Consider the following 16,491-nt stretch of genomic DNA (forward strand, 5'->3'; position numbering starts at 1 on the left):
TTCTTAAATCGGTTCCCAAAAAATTTCCTGAAAAAACCATGGGAGAAGATGATTCAGTTTCACCCTGTATTGGGCTCACTAAAAAGTTACGAAGCGGGAAAACCGATCGAACTCGTAGTACGTGAATTCGGAATCCGTCCCGAAGACGTGATCAAACTCGGTTCGAACGAAAATCCGTTCGGATGTTCGGAACACGTCGCAGAACGGGTGCGCGCAGCCGCGTCGCAGATGTATCTTTATCCGGACGATTCGTATCTGGAACTAAAAAACGAACTCGCGCGGAAATTCGAAGTGACCCCCGAACGGATCCTACCGGGAAACGGAAGCGATCAGGTTTTGGATTTTGCGTGTCGTTCCGTGCTACTTCCGGGCGATCCGGTTCTCATCAATCGGGTCACCTTTGCGATGTATAAGATCTACTCGTTACAATGCGGCGCCAAAATCCATTCCACCGAAACGCTTCCCCACGATTTGAACGCGTTTTTAGAACTCTCGAAACTTCACAAACCTAAGATAATTTTTTTGTGCACTCCTTCCAACCCCGCCGGAGACGCCCTATCGAAAACGGACGTCTACGGATTTTTGGAGCAACTCTCCCCGAACACGTTAGTCGTCATCGACGGCGCTTACATGGAATTCGCCGCAAAAAAGGATCCGGAAAAATTGCTTTCTCCCCGCCAACTTACCGACCGTTTTCCAAACGTCTTGTACGTAGGTACATTTTCCAAAGTCTACGGATTGGGGGGAATGAGGATCGGATACGGAATCGGAAACGCGGAATTGATTCGTAACTTATACAAGATGCGCCCTCCTTTTAGCGTCGCCAATCTATCAGCGTTGGCAGCTACCGAGGCTTTGTGTCGTCCGGAGCACGTGGAATTTTATCTCGAAAACAATCTCGCACAAATGAACCGCTACGAAACGTTCGCACGGGAACAAGATTTGACTTGGATCGATTCGTATGCGAATTTTATAACATTGTTCGCGAGAAAAAACGGAAAAACCTCAGAGGAGATCTGCCGTTCCTTGTTGCGTCAAGGAATCATCTTGCGGGATCTGAAAAGTTACGACCTCAACGCGATCCGTATCACGATCGGAAGACCGGAACAAAACGATCGTGTTTTGGAAGCTCTCACGAAGGAATTCGCGTAAACGGAAAAAGTTTTTTCTTCGCGAAAAATCCGTTTCCGCAACTTCCATAAATTCCTCCGAAGCGGTTTCAAAATCGCAAAACGTTTCGGATCCGAAATTCTTTTGTAGCGAGCCGACAGGAAAAAGGATTTAGAATTTTCCGTATGTGCACGAAACTTAAGAAGAATACAAACGGTCCCATTCGAAAAGGAGGAAAGATGTTCCGTTCCGAATACAAACAAAAACGCGACGCGCTCGACATCAAATCGAATTTCTTTTCCGACAAATCCGTTGCTCGATCCCGCGCCGATGAACCCCAGACCGAGTCGCAGAAATCCGCCGGCTCCTCGCACAAACGAATCCGGGTTCTCCCCGAACTTCACGATAAGTGATCAACGTCCTCGTTTTCGCGGGGAATTCTTCCACATCGTATCCAGATATTCCTTAAGTTTTAACTCCATTCCGTTTCCGGTCGGAACATAGAATCGGGGAGGATTTTCGGCGAACTCGTCCGGGAAATAATTTTGTTCCGTAAATCCCCCGTGGTCGTGCGGATACGCGTATCCTTCCGAGGCTCCTTCTTTTTTATGAAGAAAGGTGGGCGCGTTTCTGAGACGGTTCGGTATTTTGATCCCGGTCCCGTGCTCCCTTACGAAGGACAACGCCGAGCCCAATCCCTTATAACTCGCGTTCGATTTGGGACAGGAGGCGAGAAACGTGGTAACGTGTGCGAGGATCAATCTTCCCTCCGGCATGCCGATTGCCTCTAACGCGTGTAAGCCGGAAACGGCGAGAGGTAATCCGTTTACGGAAGCGTTCCCGACGTCCTCGCTGGCGAGTATGATCAGACGACGCATGATAAAAAGCGGATCTTCCCCTCCCTCCAAAAGTACCGCGAGATAATACAAGGCCGCATCCGGGTCGCTGCCACGCACGGACTTGATGAAGGCGGAGATGACGTCGTAGTGGGATTCCCCGCTTTTGTCGTATTCTATGACGCGACTTTCCAGATATTCCTCTATATCCGATCTGGATATAGAAGAATCCGGAGGAAAACTAAAAGCCAACCCTTCCAAATTGGAAAGAAGTTTCCTTCCGTCCCCTCCCGAAAAACGGATCAAAGTTTCCTTCGCTTCCTCGTTCAAACGCAGAGCTACCTCGAGGTGCGAAATTCCTCGTTCCAGAAGCGCCGCCTGTTCCCCGAGACTGAGGGGTTCTATCTTAAGAATCTGACAACGGGACAACAAAGGCCTCGTGATTCGAAACGCAGGATTTTCCGTCGTAGCTCCGATCAGGACGAGACGCCCCGTTTCCACCCCGCGCAAAAGACTGTCCTGCTGCGAAGCGCTGAAACGATGGATCTCGTCCAAAAAAAGAAGGACGGTTCCTTCCCGTTCCGCTCTTTCCAGCAACTTTTTGATTTCAGCGACGCCCGTGGAAACGGCGTTGTATTCCACGAAGGGAAGATTCCAGTTTCTACAAAGAATTCCGGCTAACGTGGATTTGCCGGTGCCCGGAGGTCCGTAAAGTATGATCGAAACCGGAGAACGATAATTGACCAGTTGTTTTCTCGCCCTTGTTTGACCGATCACCTCTTCGAAAGTGGAGGGACGGATTTTATGCGCCAAAGGAGGAATCGGTTTTTTTGCGAAAAGATCGCTCACGAAAGTTCCAATTCGTTTTTGATCTTACGAAGACAGGTTCGTATCGTCGCGTTGCATACGTCGCAAGCGCTGTGACAACAGACCAGAGATTGTTCCCGTATATTTCCCCGGAGAATATTTTCGATCAGACCTTGAATTCGGATCGGAAGATCGAACAGATCCAGGTTTTCGCGGATGATTTGCTCCTGAGTTTTCGGAAATAGTTCGGGTTGATTGGTTTCCAAACGTTCGACCTAATTTTATAAAGTTCTTCTCTCGATTGGACAGTCCGAATGCCCGAAAAGATTCTACATTCCGCCGCCGATCCAACCGAATTGAATGAGATAATAGAATACTATAAAACGGGGAATCCGGAAAAGACAACCCTGAAAAAAAAGAAGATATCTCATTTTCATCGTACCCGCGGCCAACGAAACCCAGGAATACGGAAGCGGAGTCAACGCCGCCAAAACGACCGCCCAAAAACCGTATCGATGAAGGTAGTGTTCCAACTTCTGTTCGTGTCGTTTTACGAAGGTAGCGACACGTTCAATCTTCGGCAAAAGGATACGGCCGGTAAGATAGGAAACCGTCCCACCGATCAGACTTCCCACCGAAGCCGAAACGATCACGAGGACCGAATTGAGTTTTCCCGCGACCGCCATCATCAAAAAGACGTCGGGAGGAACGAATACGTGTAACGAATCGGCCAACAGAATTCCGATCCCTACTCCGAACACCCCCGTGATTTCGATGAACTTCTCGGAAACCGCAAGCACCGGTTCGGGAAAAACGCGGGCCATAAAAACGACGCCGAACAATAGGATTACGATTCCGACTAACGTTTGCCGGAATAATTTACGGACGACGCGGTCCGGTTCCTTTTGGGGAACTTCATTTTCTGTGGAACATTCTTTCGAGGTCATCTCTGCTCAACTTCACCAAGGTGGGTCTCCCGTGCGGACAACGGGAAGGATTTTCGCAATAACTCAGACGGTTCAGAATTTCCGCGAGAATGGGATCGGAAAGTTGATCCCCTTTTTTGATCGCGGAACGGCAAGCTACACACTTAGCCATTAGATCGTATAACTCCGGTTCGGTGGCGCTCGCACCTTCGGTTCGGTTTAAAAAATCGAGTATGGTTTCCTTTTCCATCCCGGGTTCAAGATACGCGGGAATTTCCCGCAACACGACGCTGTCTTCACCGAGCGCGTCGAGATGGATTCCTACCTCTTCGTATTCCTTTTTGCGGTTTAGGATGTCTTCCTGTTCCTGTTTGGAAACGTCGATACGCATCGGCGTCAACAAAGGTTGGATTCCGTAGTTTTTCTTTTCGAGTTTACGCAGAACTTCCTCGTAACGGATCCGTTCGTGCGCGGTATGTTGGTCTATGATATAAAAGCCGTCTTCCGCTTCCGCGAGAATGAAGGTCTCGAACAGAACGCCGAAGTGTTTTTTGGGAACGAAGGCTGAATGTTTGACTGCCTGATCCGTAAGCGCCGTTAAGGAAGCGCCCGGTCCCATACGGTTCAGTTCGAATCCTTCCTGACGCGGAACGTCCAAAAACAGATCACGACTGAGCAAAGGGCTTTGTCCTTCCGCGGACGAGGAACGATTTTGATACAAAGACGAAGAAGTAAAAGAATCTGGAGACGGTTTGAGGAGCCGTTTTTTGAGTTCCAAAAAACTCACGGGTGTACTGGACCTCAGTTCGTTTTGAATCAAGGAAAGGAAAAAACCGTTGAAACCTTCTTCGTCCAAAAAGCGGATTTCCTTCTTAGCGGGATGAACGTTCACGTCCACGCGGGACGGATCGATTTCGAAGAATAAAAAACAATACGGATGACCGTTCGGAGGAAGAAGTTCGTCGTAGGCCTTTTTCAAAAGGGCTGATCCGTATTTAATTTCGATCGGTCTTCCGTTTACGAAGATAAACTGACCGGTACGATTGGATTTATAAAAATCAGGATCGCTGATAAAACCGGAGGCGGAAATTCCTCCCCGTTCCAAACTCACCGGTAAAAGATGATCCCGAAAATTCTCCCCGAACAAATCAACGATCCTTTCCTTTTTATCGTTTCGGGCAGGAAGGACGAACGTCTCCTTTCCGTCTTGAAACAATCGGAAGCGGACGTCCTCCCGGGCCAGTGCCTGCGTCGTAACGCGGTCCCGGATTTTTTTGTCTTCGGAGCGGACGGATTTTAAAAATTTTCTGCGGACCGGCGTGTTGAAAAAAAGTTCTTCCACGAGAAGTTTGGTTCCGACAAACCCGGGAATTTCTTCGCGATCGGAAATCGTTCCTCCTTCGGAACGGATTCTCCAAGCGGTTTTCTGATCCTTGGTCCCGCTTTCCAAGGTCAGGCGAGATACGGAGGCGATGGAAGCCAAGGCTTCTCCCCGAAAACCGTAACTCAGAACCGATTCCAAATCCCCGTATTCGCGGATTTTACTCGTGGCGTGACGACGAAGCGCTGACTCCAAATCTTCTGGATCGATTCCGGAACCGTTGTCGGTAATCCGAAGGAGCGAAAGTCCCCCGTCCTTGGATTCTATGTCGATTTGGGTGGCGCCCGCATCCAGGGAATTTTCCACCAATTCCTTTACGACGGAATGGGCCGATTCGATGACTTCGCCGGCGGCGATCTGATTGATTAATTCCGGACTGAGCTCGCGAATTTTTCCCATGAATAGGTTCAATGTGGGAACTCCAAGGAAGACTGTCAAGGACGGGATTCGGCGGGATCCGCAAAATTCCGACAAGAAATCTCGAATTCCCCGGAATCAACCGAAACGATCCGAATTCTTTTCTCTCATCGGGTTCGAAAACTAAATTCACATCATCTGATAATCCGAAATCAATTCTCTTCAAAAATCGGAGAGAATGGACGACTATGAACTACGACTTTGAAAAATTTTTTCGACATTCCTTGGATTTACTTTCGATACAAACCTTGGACGGAGTCGTTTTGCAGGTAAACGGGGCCTTCGAAAAGATCCTCGGTTTTACACCGGACGAATTGATCGGAACGATTCCCTTCGACAGACTGCATCCGGAGGATCGGGAAACTTCGTTGAAAGAATTCAGAAAGTTAAAGGATGGGATTTCCAATTCTTCGATTCAAAACCGATATCTCTGCGCCGACGGAACCTACAGGAACTTTCAGTGGACCGGATATCCCGATCTGGAAACCGGCTTGGTTTACATCACGGGCCGGGACATCACGGAACTCGTGGAATCCAACCGTAAAATCAGTCAACTGGCCCAGGAACTAAAAAAAGCCAACGATACTCTGTTCGAACAGGCCTGTACCGACTCTCTGACCGGAGTGAAAAACAGAAGATTTTTCGACGAAGAATTAAAATTCATACTTCAAAAAACGAAACAACAAAACGCGTTTTTTTCCGTGCTCATGATCGACGTGGATCATTTTAAAAATTTCAACGATTCCTTCGGTCACGCCGCGGGGGATCGGGTGTTGATCACCGTGGCTTCTCTTTTGGAAGGAACACTGCGTGATTCCGATCTTCTCGCTCGTTACGGAGGAGAGGAATTTATCGCCGCATTGCCCGACACTTCCGAAAAGGAATCGATAGAAATCGGAGAACGTCTGGCAGAATCGGTTCGCGCCCATTCCTGGAAACTCAGACCGATTACGATCAGCGTAGGGATCGCAACACAACCGTACGGAGCCGATCATCCTTTGCTCGGTTCGGATATGATTTCCAACGTAATCGACCGAGCCGACGTCGCGCTCTATCGTTCCAAACAAGAAGGGAGAGACCGAGTCAGTCATTCTTCTCGAATCGAAAAAGAATTTTCCAAATATAAAATTTAAACTTCGGTTTTTCTATACTTTTTTCCTTCTTTACCCCTTCCCTGCCTCGGGAATTATAAATCCTTTCTTCGACGAAAAAGGGCATTCGCCCGCTTCAAATCCACCGTTCCGAATCAACAAAGTAGAGCCCTTGCGTCCGTATTTTCCACGGAATTCGGATCCGAACAAAACAAGGATTCGATATAAAAAAACGATTATGGAATATACTATTTTTTTAATATATAAGAAAACTCATTCAGAAGAAACGGATGTTTCATTTCAAATGATAAACGGATAAAAAAATAAAATCCTACTGATTGTTCGATTTATAATGCGAAATTAATTTGGACGCAGAATTCTTCTCCTTTTGAATCACTTTTGAAAAAATAAAAAACGTATCTGTTGATTTCGAGTAAGGATCGATTCGGAGTCCTACGTTCGCCGTATGTGAATAAAAGTGTGAGTTCCCACTCGGATCACAACCAAGTGGAGTAATTCCTACTTCATCGTAACGAACGGTAAATCGTAGAATTCGAAAAACATCGATCCACAATGACAAACAAGGAAATTTAGAATGTTACAGAAACGTCTCTTCCTACTCTTCGTAGGAATTTCTTTTATCTCCCTCGTATCCTGCGAGGAATCCAAGGAGGACAATACCGGATTGTTCGCCTTATTGTTACTGTCCGGCGGAAACACGGCCGCCGCCGTGATCACCTCCTGTGAAGATTCCGCATTTTGTAGAACATTTATCGCAAACAACGGCGGCCAAGGATTCGATGGAAACCTGGGTGGAGTGACCGGAGCCGATGCAAAGTGTGCCGCCGAAAAACCGGCCGCATTCACGGGGACCTACAAAGCGTTGATCGTCGCGGGCGCGGGAACCGTTCGTTCCGCAGTTCCTACCGGCGCGGTTACGACCGCGACCGATTGGGTTTTGTATCCGAATAAGGAATACAGAAGACAAGACGGAACTACCGTAACGTTTACGACCAACGCACAAGCGATCGTAACCGCCAACCTACAAAACGGAATCAACGGAGGAGCACAAACCTACTTTTGGTCCGGTTTGAGCAGCCCCGCCAACGGAACCGATCTGTGGGAAGAAGGCGGCAATTGTTTGGAATGGACTTCCGCAGGCGCAGCCGAGATAGGACAAGCCGGCAATACCTCCGCGGTAACGGCCGATGCCACTCCGGAAGGAGCCTTTACCATCGATACCCACGCTTGTAATTCCAGATTGAATCTTCTCTGCGTAGAACAGTAGTCGAAGTTATAGAACGTCCGCGCCGTAGGCGCGGACGTCGTTCGGTGAATCCGAAAACGCACGTCTCGGAAATACGTTAGACGAAATTTCTTCTAATTCTATTTTCCCTGCGTGGAAATCAAAGGTTCCTTGGGCGAAAGGAAATATCCGCTTAAACTGGCGATTAGAACGGGAGTAAAACTGTACAAACCGGTAAGTTCCGCCAAAAGGATCGTAGTGGAAATCGGCGTCTTCGTTACCGAAGAATTGACCGCTGCCATAAGACAGATCATAAAAAAAGACTCGTTTTCCGAGGGGAAAAACCCGGACAGCAACTTGCCCGCACAAGCCCCCAAAAAAAACAAAGGGATGATAATTCCGCCTCTCCATCCGCTGGAAACGGTTGTTGTGATCGCGACGGTTTTCCAAAAAATCAAAGCGGCGAGAAACAAAAGAGTAAAACGCCCCTCCACGATTTGATTCAACTGATCATGGCCGAAAAAACGCGTAAGCGGAATCTGCCACGCTATCAATCCCAGGACCAAACCCCCGAGAGCCGTCTTCCAATAAATCGGACCCGGCACACGAGCGTAAATCCAACGATTGGTTACGAACAATCCGTGAAACAACCAACCCAAAGCCGCTCCGATCGCCCCCAAACCCAAAGCATATAAGAAATCTTGAATATCACCGGGAACATACTGCGGGAATTGCCAAGTGGGTTGTAATCCGGCGTGTGTCATCCAAAGAAATACGAAAAAGGCGGAGGCACTCGATAAAAACGCCGGAAGCAAAGCCTTGTAGTATTCTACGACGTGACGGTGTTGCAGGATTTCAAGCGCGAATAACGCACCTCCCAAGGGAGAACCGAAAAGCGAAGTGAAACCGGCGGCCATCCCCGCAATCGTCATGGACCTATATTCCTCGCCGGTGAGTCCTAATTTGTCGGCGAACCAATTTCCGAAAGAACCGGTGATCTGTACCAAAGGAGCTTCCGGCCCCGCGCTTCCTCCGGTGGAAATGCTCAAAATGGAGGAGAACGCCATGGAAGGATTTTGACCCGGCTCCAGCTTTCCGCCTCGAAAACGTATATTATCGATTACTAATGAAATTTCTCCTGGTTCCCCCAAAAAATGGATCACGATCCCGATCAACAAACCGGAAACGGTCATCACCGGAACCGTATAAACGCCGGACAAGGAGGCGAAAAAATTGGTAAGATATTCCAGCAACATCCAAAAAGTAGCGGAGAACAATCCTCCGATCACACCTAAAATCACGTAAAAAAACGTGAGCCTGGAAAGCATAAACGGATTTTTTCTGGATAATACGAGCGCGGGAGAACGCAGAAGATCTCGGAGCGGGAGCATAGTATTCCCGTTAGACGAAAAGGACTTCTTCTTTATTACCGGAGACGATCTCTCCGATGAGATGAACGGATTCCCCGGTGGATTCGAGAAATTCTTTCGCCAAATCGACGTTATCCGGAGAAACGACGAGCATATAACCGATTCCCATATTGAACGTGGCAAACATCTCCGTCTCTTCGAGACGATGATCCTTTTTGAGTTTTTCGAAAAAGTATCCCGAAGGAATACGATCCTTAAAAAACCGCGCAGCCGCGTTTTTGGGGAGAACCCGAGGAACGTTTTCCTGATAACCGCCGCCCGTGATATGGATCATTCCTTTTACTGGAACCTTTTGCAGAAGTTTTAATATACTTTGCACGTAGATTCTCGTTGGTTTCAGCGCGTATTCCCTCAAAAAATCCACTTCCGCAGAATCGGATGGAAGATACTTTCCTTCCTTCAAAAGAAGTTTCCGAATCAGGGAGAATCCGTTACTGTGAGGTCCGCTGGATTCCAAACCGAGGATCCGGTCCCCCGGCACGATCGAGGAACCGTCGATCATACGATCCTTTTCCACGGCGCCCACTACGAAACCGGCGAGGTCGAATTCGTCCTCTTTCATGGTTCCCGGATGTTCCGCGGTTTCTCCTCCGATCAGCGCGGCGTTGGAAAGTTTACAACCTTGTACGATTCCGGAAACGATACGGTCCATTTTCTCCGGATCCAGTTTGCCGCACGCGATGTAATCCAGGAAAAAAAGAGGTTCACCTCCGCAAACGAGAATGTCGTTTACGCACATAGCGACGAGGTCGATCCCGATCGTATCAAATTTTTGTAATATACGTGCGAGTTCGATTTTGGTACCGACCCCGTCCGTCCCGGAAAGAAGAACCGGCTGATCGAATTTTTTCAGAAAACCCGCGTCGAAAGCACCCGCAAAACCGCCCAAACCTCCGAGCACTCTCGGACCGTGTGTGGACTCTACGTTCCGTTTGATCCTCTGAACGAACTCTCTTCCTTTTTCCGTATCCACACCGGCGCTTTTGTACGTGATCTTATCTTCCATTCTTCGGCCCGAACTCTTTTTTAGAATAGCTTGGAGAAGATGAAATCCCTGCACACAAAAAAAAAACCGGATCCACGCGGGAAATCCGGTTCTAAGGACGAAGATTCGGGAATTCGGGAAATTATTTCATCTGGTCTATCTGTTCCATAGCGGCCAATTCTTCTTTGGCGGCGGTTCTGAGTTTCCACTCCGCTTCGCCGGGTTTCAGGTCCAAGGCTTGCCCCGCTTCGATGAGAATCTTGCGTTTGTCGGATTTTCTCGTGATCTCCACGGCGCCTTCCCGCACGGCGAAGGTTCCGGATTGGTCCTTGCCGTTCACCCTTCCCCAAAACTGGGTTCCTCGAACGGAAGCGACCACCGTCGGAGTGTTAACCGTAAGAGTTTGTCCTTTGGAAAGTTTGGAAGACTTCACAAGAACGTTTCCTAGCGAAACTTGAAACTCGACCGCATCCGCATTCAACGCGGCTACCTCGGCCGTACTTCCTCCGAGAAGACGAAAACTTCCGAGAGAGGAGGTCAAATCGACGACCGCATCTTCTTCCGTTTTCACGGATTGTTTTTCGAAAACATTCGCAAAAGGAACCAGAACCTTTCCGGTTTCGAAAACGACCGCCTTCCCTTTGAGGAAAGTGACCACAACATCCGAACCCTCCCGCGCGTTCGGTTTACAGACCACAAAACAGGATAAAACCGCGATCGCGGTAAAAACACGAATCATAGACGCTCCGGAATCAACCCCTTCTTTCAGGAATTTTCGTATTATACTATGGATTACAACAATCACATCGTTTTTTATTCCGGAAATAATAAATTTCATAAAAAACGAAACGGATCGAGGATTGGAAATTTATTATTTCCAATCGGAGCGTTTCCCGGAATCGGAAGAAAAAAAGGAAATTTTTTTCTATCGGCGAAAAATGCCTAACTCGCGCATACACGGTTGTAAAAAGAAAGTTCGCCCCTTCGGAAAGAAAGTCTTTCACGCGGCGAACGGACCGTGTTCGAAAGTTCCGATGGATCGGATTGCGAGCGATTTCAAACTTCCGCTATGGAAGACTATTCGAACACGAACTCAAAAACCTTCCCGATCGTTCAAAAGACGTTCCGCAAAACGAATCCGGTCCTCGTCGTCTGTGTTCAATTCTATTTGGTAGTGGATCGAGTTTTTTTTCCTTCCGTCGAAACCTTGGTCCGAATCCGGAGGAAGGACCTTTACGGAAAGGGAACGGAAAAGATGCCGGACCGTTCCCGCGTTCCCGTCGAATAATTCCGCCTGTGGATAAAGTTTTAAAACGATGTGCTTAAGAAAAACGTAATGTGTACATCCGAGTACGATCGCCTTGACGTTCCGACGTTTTAATTCCTCGAGAATCGGAAACAGATACGCTTCCGCTTTTTCAAAGTCGCCCTGATCCACAAGACCCGCGAGTCCGGGACAGGAAATCGGGAGAATGGAATTTTCCGCGTTCAATTCCTTTTTGAGCCGTTGTAATTTTTCCTCTTTCTGCGTGACTGGAGTCGCAAGCAACGCGATCTCCGCACCCGGATTTTTGAGAACGGCCGGTTTGATCGCCGGCTCCATTCCGAAAATCGGAATCGCAAATTCCTTACGAAGCGTCTCCGCGGCGGCGGAAGTGGCGGTATTACACGCAAGAAGAATGGCGCGCGCACCTAGTTCGACTAAACGAAGACAAACATTTCTCGTAAGATCCAAAACGACCGAAGCGTCCTTTTCCCCGTACGGACTGTTGTAAAGGTCCCCGTAATACAGAACCTCCAACTCCGCGTCGTATTTTAGAATTTCCTTAAGAACGGAAAGACCTCCCGTTCCGGAATCCATCAGACCGATTTTAAACCGAGGCGATATACTCACCGATTTTTTCTCGGAGTGTTTTGTAGATCCAATGGAATTTATCTTCGTCTTCTTCCAGCAACGTTACGCGAAATCCGTCCTTCTTCGTGCAGAAAGCAGAAAGCGGAACCACACAAATTCCGGTCGAAGCCAGAAGATAATACACGAACCTTCTGTCGTTCGCCGCCTGATCCAGAAGCGGTCGGATAAAACCCGCGGCGGCTGAATTTTCAACGTCCAGCTTCATCGACGAATTGAGAACGCCGTCTTCGAAAGCCACAGTAAGATAAAAGGCCCCCTTGGGAGCGATGACTTTGACCCCTTTGAGCCCGGCGAACATATCCGTCGCAATCCTGGCCTTCCGTTTGAATTTTTCGTTCCTCCGTTTGAGGTGCGGTAAAAATTCAGGATGCGAATAAACTTCCGGAATGGCCATCTGCGGCAGCGTTGTGGAACATACTTCCAGCATTTTAGCGTCTAACAACGATTTCACGTAACGGCTAAAAACCGGATCCTTGTCCTTGTTGAAAATCTCCAACCAACCGCAACGTCCGCCCGGCCATGGAAATTCCTTGGAAATGGAACGCAAAGCCATTCCGGGAACCTTATCTCCGATGACCTCGGAAAGATGTAAAGGACCGTGGTCGGAATAATTTACGTGCGCATAGGTCTCGTCGCAGATGAGCATCAGATCGTATTTTTCGCAGATCGACACGATCTCTTTCATTAGAGTTTTATCATATACTGCTCCGGTCGGATTGTCCGGATTGATCAACAGGATTCCAGCAATGGAATCGTTATAACGGACCTTGTTCTCCATGTCCTTTAAATCCGGCATCCAATTGTTTTCCGGAAGAAGGTCGTAGGTCAGGTGTTCGTAACCGCTATGAGCCGCTTCGGCCGAGGAAATCGTGGAATACGCCGGACTCGGACCGAGCACTCGCGCTTCCCTTCTCATAAAGCCGAAAATTTTCGCGACCGCGTCGCCGAGTCCGTTGAAAAAAAGAAGATCGTCCGCGGTGATCTGCGCTCCTCCCCGTTCGTTCACTTTTTCGGCGAGAAACTTGCGCGTCGGTTCGTATCCCTGAGTCGCCGTGTACGCCCAGGATTTATCTTTGAGAACCAGGTTGGAGACGATCTCTTTCATCCAATCGGGAATGGATTCTCCCTTTTGAATCGGATCTCCTATGTTTTCGTAGGTGATCTGAAGGCCCATGGCTTCCAGCTTTTTTGCGATTGCGACGATCTGTCTGATTTCGTAGATCAGCGCGTCCGCTCCGCTATGAACGATATTTCTTCTCATCCCGTTCGAATTCCTGTCGCGAAAATTTTTGTATTATTTCTGAATCAGCTTCACCGAAAGTTCGAGCATCGTCTTCTCCCGGTAGATACGGAGCTTGATCTTGCCCCCCAGTCCCACTATTCCAACCTGTTCGCGCAGATCATTAATATTTTTGATCGGAGTTCCGTTGGCTTCGAGAATAAAATCGTAACGTTTGATTCCGCCGAGTTCCGCGGAAGACTGAGGATCCATATCGTAGACGAGAACTCCGGTCCACGAATCCGGAATTCCCAGAGCGGTCCGGTGATCGGGAAGCGGAACGGTGGCCATCACGCCTAAGATCGCGGGGCGGATATGACGACCTTGATTGGCCTCGATCATACGTATGATCTTGCGGGCATAGTTACTAGGAATGGCGAAGCCGATCCCGGAATTTCGTCCGGTTTCACTGCGGATCAGTCGATTGATTCCGATCACTTCTCCGTAAATATTGAGAAGCGGCCCGCCGCTGCTTCCCGGATTGATCATACTATCGGTCTGAATATGAGTCTGCCCCGTTTCATCCAAGTCCTCTCTGTATTTTGCGGAAACGACTCCGACGCTGAAGGAGCGTTCCAATCCGAACGGGGAACCGATCGCAATCGCCCAATCCCCCACTTCGATCCGATCCGAATCTCCGAACGTCACCGCTCTCAAACCGGAGCCTTCCCGGATTTTCAACAAAGCGATATCGGCGCGTTCGTGACTACCTATGTAACGAGCGGGATGAATTCCTCCGTTGGAGGTGATCACCTCGATACTTTCCGCGCCTTCGATCACGTGGAAGTTGGTGACGATATAACCCTTATCGTGAACCAAAAAACCGCTCCCGAACGAAGCGAGTCTTTCGTTTCTGAAATCGAAATAGTGATACGGATTGGAAATGGATTCGCTTTTTTTCGTGCGGATCGATACGACCGAATCCTTTGCGAAACGATATACGTTTCGGAACGAATTTTGGATTTCGATCGCCGACTTTTGTTCGCCGGGACTGATGGGGCGTTTGCCGGAGAAAAGGGAAGACAACGAACAATCCTTCGGAAAAATCAGGATCAAAATGAGAGCCGTCAAAAGAAATCCGTTGATAAGAACGATCTTGGGAAGTGAACGTAAAAATTCCATGGTAAAATCCGAATTCTATCCTTCTTCGATATACGATGCTTGTAAATCCAAAACCGGGAGAAAGATCGTAAGAATCCTGATTCTGTTTTTGCTCGGGCTGAGCCTCGAAAATTGTGTCGGATATCTTTGGCACTTAGGAACCGGGCAACTGGATATCTGGGTGCAAAAACGACCGATCTCGGAAGCACTTACGGATCCTAACGTAAAGGAAGAAACGAAACAGAAGCTGCGCGAGGTGGAAAACTTTCGCGAATATGGAATCTCGCGTTTGGGACTGGAAGCGTCCGCGGGATTCCGTTCCTTCGTTCAGCTGAAACGGGAAGAAGTGGGATGGCACGTAGCGGCTTGTTATCCGCTTCGTTTGGAATCGTATACTTGGTGGTTTCCGATCGCCGGAACCGTTCCTTACAAGGGTTATTTCGATTTGGAAAAAGCCAAAGAAGAGGAAAAAAAATTGAAACAACTCGGTCTAGACACGAGAATCCGCGTCACCGCCGGTTATTCGACGTTAGGTTGGTTCGAAGATCCGGTTTTTTCCTCGCAGCTTCGTTCAGAATCCTACGAGATAGGCTCCTTGGTCTTCCACGAGATGGCGCATGCCACCGTCTATTTTCCAGGCGATTCTTCGTTTAACGAAAGTTATGCGAGCTTCGTGGAAGAGGAAGGAATCTTTCATTACCTGGAGTCTTCCGAAGGAAGGGACGGTCCGATCCAAAAAGAAATTCTGAAACGAAAAGAGGAAAGTAAACTTCTTCGTTTTCTTCTGATGGAAACCGCTCAAAGGCTCAAGTTGTTGTACGCGTCCGCGGAAGACGACGGTCGAAAGTTGGAAGGAAAACGTCGGATCATCGACGAGTTCAAAAATTCCCTTTTCGCACGAAGAAACGAGTTCAAATTGATTTCGGTCGAACGTCTCTTTAAACGGGATTGGAACAACGAAGATTTCGTAGGTTATCTTCGATATCATTCGGGAACCTCTTTCTTTAAAAAGGAATTCGAATCTTCCGGGAGAAACTTTCGGGAATTTCATATGAGGATGAGAAAGCTGATTCGCCTCTCCAACGAGGAACGCAAAAAACTTTTGGAATCCGGTTAAAAGGAAACTCGTTGTGAGTGAGAGTGAGAGTGAGCGACAGACCGCTCAAATTCGTGCTCCGATCGTAGCGTAGAAATCCGATTCGGAACGGGATCCTGACGGCACCGAATGCTGAAACTATCCGGTCTAGGTTGAATGTGGTGGTGCGTTTTGCCGGTTGGTTTGGCTGCGTTAGTCGGTCGTTGGATTTGTTTGTTTCGTTTCGTTTCGTGCGCTCATGGGACGAGTTGGTGTATCTCCGAGCTTGTGAATGAATTCGTTTGACCGCCGGTTTGTCTTACCAACCTGAGAGGGTTTGTGTCCGTTGGTTGCCGAGTTGGCGAGTTGGCAGGTTGCAGGTTGGTCCGTACGTAAGTTGCTTGCTTGCTTGCTTGCTTGCTTGTTTGTTCGTTCGTTCGTTCGTTCGTTCGTTCGTTCGTTCGTTCGTTCGTTTGTTCGTTTGTTCGTTTGTTCGCTGCTTGTGTCGGGGAGTTTGTACGTGGTAGACGGGCCCGCTTGGTGATTCGTCTTGTTTGTGAGTGTGAGTGAGGCGGGGGCTCGTGTGGGTGTAGGTCGAAGTTTGTAGGTGAGTTTGTTCGTTCGCTCATCCTTCCGTTTGTCCATCTGCTTGTTTGTTTTTTCTCGCATGTGAGAATGTCGATGCATGTCCTCCCTTCGGCTTTCGCGGAGCGCGTAGAAAGGCTGAAGGCAGAGCAGTGGGACAATGGGAGAGTGGAGCGTGTAGTCAATCGCTCCGTTTTTTGTATTGAGAACGGCATGTTGCCTTTGTTGTGCATGGTCGGCACGAAGTTGTGCGCGGTCAGCGCGGACTTGCAGAGAAACTGTGTGAGAAGCGCGTGAGATGTGTATA

Annotated in this window: 15 protein-coding genes; 5 read left to right on the forward strand and 10 right to left on the reverse strand. The window is 48.5% G+C overall.

Translation table 11 applies throughout. The features are described from left to right. Positions 1-48: 48 nt before the first annotated feature. Together hisC and EHQ17_RS19770 are read left to right on the forward strand one after the other, a co-directional pair. On the forward strand, positions 49-1,152 hold the full coding sequence (hisC, locus tag EHQ17_RS08300) for a histidinol-phosphate transaminase (protein ID WP_135594901.1): 1,104 nt from the start codon (positions 49-51) through the stop codon (positions 1,150-1,152). 197 nt (positions 1,153-1,349) lie between these two features. Beyond that, positions 1,350-1,523 (forward strand): hypothetical protein, encoded by a 174-nt coding sequence (locus EHQ17_RS19770; RefSeq protein WP_167881137.1) that lies wholly within the window; start codon positions 1,350-1,352, stop codon positions 1,521-1,523. Here the strand turns inward: EHQ17_RS19770 and EHQ17_RS08305 are convergent, their stop codons facing one another. The 4 genes from EHQ17_RS08305 to mutL all read right to left on the reverse strand — a co-directional run bounded on the left by EHQ17_RS08305 (position 1,524) and on the right by mutL (position 5,459). After that, positions 1,524-2,795: a replication-associated recombination protein A gene (locus EHQ17_RS08305; RefSeq protein WP_135594897.1), complete on the reverse strand. Its 1,272-nt coding sequence runs from the start codon at positions 2,793-2,795 to the stop codon at positions 1,524-1,526. It lies immediately after the preceding gene. Beyond that, positions 2,792-3,019, reverse strand: coding sequence for a hypothetical protein (locus EHQ17_RS08310; RefSeq protein ID WP_135594895.1), 228 nt, complete (start codon positions 3,017-3,019; stop codon positions 2,792-2,794). The genes EHQ17_RS08305 and EHQ17_RS08310 overlap by 4 nt, the downstream gene beginning before the upstream one ends. A 63-nt stretch (positions 3,020-3,082) precedes the next feature. Further along, entirely contained in the window at positions 3,083-3,700 is a 618-nt protein-coding gene (locus EHQ17_RS08315; protein WP_135594892.1) for a YqaA family protein, read from the reverse strand. Continuing rightward, positions 3,669-5,459: a DNA mismatch repair endonuclease MutL gene (gene mutL, locus EHQ17_RS08320; protein ID WP_135594980.1), complete on the reverse strand. Its 1,791-nt coding sequence runs from the start codon at positions 5,457-5,459 to the stop codon at positions 3,669-3,671. Before mutL ends, EHQ17_RS08315 begins: the two co-directional genes overlap by 32 nt. 206 nt (positions 5,460-5,665) lie before the next feature. On the opposite strand from mutL, the gene EHQ17_RS08325 reads away from it, so the two are divergent. Then, positions 5,666-6,610 (forward strand): sensor domain-containing diguanylate cyclase, encoded by a 945-nt coding sequence (locus tag EHQ17_RS08325; RefSeq protein WP_135594890.1) that lies wholly within the window; start codon positions 5,666-5,668, stop codon positions 6,608-6,610. A 553-nt stretch (positions 6,611-7,163) separates the two neighbouring features. Continuing rightward, a complete protein-coding gene (locus tag EHQ17_RS08330) occupies positions 7,164-7,856 on the forward strand; it encodes a DUF1554 domain-containing protein (RefSeq protein WP_135594888.1) in 693 nt (230 codons plus the stop codon). 98 nt (positions 7,857-7,954) lie between these two features. Here EHQ17_RS08330 and EHQ17_RS08335 read toward each other — a convergent pair whose 3' ends face one another. From EHQ17_RS08335 to EHQ17_RS08360, 6 genes are all read right to left on the reverse strand, one after another. Beyond that, on the reverse strand, positions 7,955-9,142 hold the full coding sequence (locus tag EHQ17_RS08335) for a chloride channel protein (RefSeq protein ID WP_425460688.1): 1,188 nt from the start codon (positions 9,140-9,142) through the stop codon (positions 7,955-7,957). A gap of 73 nt (positions 9,143-9,215) precedes the next feature. Beyond that, the gene (purM, locus tag EHQ17_RS08340; RefSeq protein WP_425460687.1) at positions 9,216-10,304 is read right to left on the reverse strand and encodes a phosphoribosylformylglycinamidine cyclo-ligase; all 1,089 of its coding nucleotides are present in this window, start codon (positions 10,302-10,304) and stop codon (positions 9,216-9,218) included. A gap of 67 nt (positions 10,305-10,371) precedes the next feature. Further along, positions 10,372-10,968: an adhesin Lsa19 gene (lsa19, locus tag EHQ17_RS08345; protein ID WP_135594882.1), complete on the reverse strand. Its 597-nt coding sequence runs from the start codon at positions 10,966-10,968 to the stop codon at positions 10,372-10,374. A gap of 354 nt (positions 10,969-11,322) precedes the next feature. Next, positions 11,323-12,117: a glutamate racemase gene (murI, locus tag EHQ17_RS08350; protein WP_425460689.1), complete on the reverse strand. Its 795-nt coding sequence runs from the start codon at positions 12,115-12,117 to the stop codon at positions 11,323-11,325. Continuing rightward, positions 12,101-13,405 (reverse strand): pyridoxal phosphate-dependent aminotransferase, encoded by a 1,305-nt coding sequence (locus tag EHQ17_RS08355; RefSeq protein ID WP_135594880.1) that lies wholly within the window; start codon positions 13,403-13,405, stop codon positions 12,101-12,103. Before EHQ17_RS08355 ends, murI begins: the two co-directional genes overlap by 17 nt. 33 nt (positions 13,406-13,438) lie before the next feature. Continuing rightward, the gene (locus EHQ17_RS08360; protein ID WP_135594878.1) at positions 13,439-14,545 is read right to left on the reverse strand and encodes a S1C family serine protease; all 1,107 of its coding nucleotides are present in this window, start codon (positions 14,543-14,545) and stop codon (positions 13,439-13,441) included. On the opposite strand from EHQ17_RS08360, the gene EHQ17_RS08365 reads away from it, so the two are divergent. Then, positions 14,544-15,641: an aminopeptidase gene (locus EHQ17_RS08365; RefSeq protein WP_135594876.1), complete on the forward strand. Its 1,098-nt coding sequence runs from the start codon at positions 14,544-14,546 to the stop codon at positions 15,639-15,641. The two genes, EHQ17_RS08360 and EHQ17_RS08365, sit on opposite strands and share 2 nt — an antisense overlap. The last annotated feature ends 850 nt before the right edge of the window (positions 15,642-16,491 follow it).

The organism is Leptospira gomenensis, from assembly GCF_004770155.1.
Taxonomy (GTDB): Bacteria; Spirochaetota; Leptospiria; order Leptospirales; family Leptospiraceae; genus Leptospira; species Leptospira gomenensis.

Coding starts and splice junctions, on each gene's coding strand:
- EHQ17_RS08315 (WP_135594892.1), bottom strand. CDS start 3,700: ATGACCTCGAAAGAATGTTCCACAGAAAATGAAGTTCCCCAAAAGGAA.
- EHQ17_RS08360 (WP_135594878.1), bottom strand. CDS start 14,545: ATGGAATTTTTACGTTCACTTCCCAAGATCGTTCTTATCAACGGATTT.
- EHQ17_RS08325 (WP_135594890.1), top strand. CDS start 5,666: ATGAACTACGACTTTGAAAAATTTTTTCGACATTCCTTGGATTTACTT.
- EHQ17_RS08355 (WP_135594880.1), bottom strand. CDS start 13,405: ATGAGAAGAAATATCGTTCATAGCGGAGCGGACGCGCTGATCTACGAA.
- EHQ17_RS08335 (WP_425460688.1), bottom strand. CDS start 9,142: ATGCTTTCCAGGCTCACGTTTTTTTACGTGATTTTAGGTGTGATCGGA.
- lsa19 (WP_135594882.1), bottom strand. CDS start 10,968: ATGATTCGTGTTTTTACCGCGATCGCGGTTTTATCCTGTTTTGTGGTC.
- EHQ17_RS19770 (WP_167881137.1), top strand. CDS start 1,350: ATGTTCCGTTCCGAATACAAACAAAAACGCGACGCGCTCGACATCAAA.
- mutL (WP_135594980.1), bottom strand. CDS start 5,459: ATGGGAAAAATTCGCGAGCTCAGTCCGGAATTAATCAATCAGATCGCC.
- hisC (WP_135594901.1), top strand. CDS start 49: ATGATTCAGTTTCACCCTGTATTGGGCTCACTAAAAAGTTACGAAGCG.
- EHQ17_RS08365 (WP_135594876.1), top strand. CDS start 14,544: ATGGTAAAATCCGAATTCTATCCTTCTTCGATATACGATGCTTGTAAA.
- EHQ17_RS08330 (WP_135594888.1), top strand. CDS start 7,164: ATGTTACAGAAACGTCTCTTCCTACTCTTCGTAGGAATTTCTTTTATC.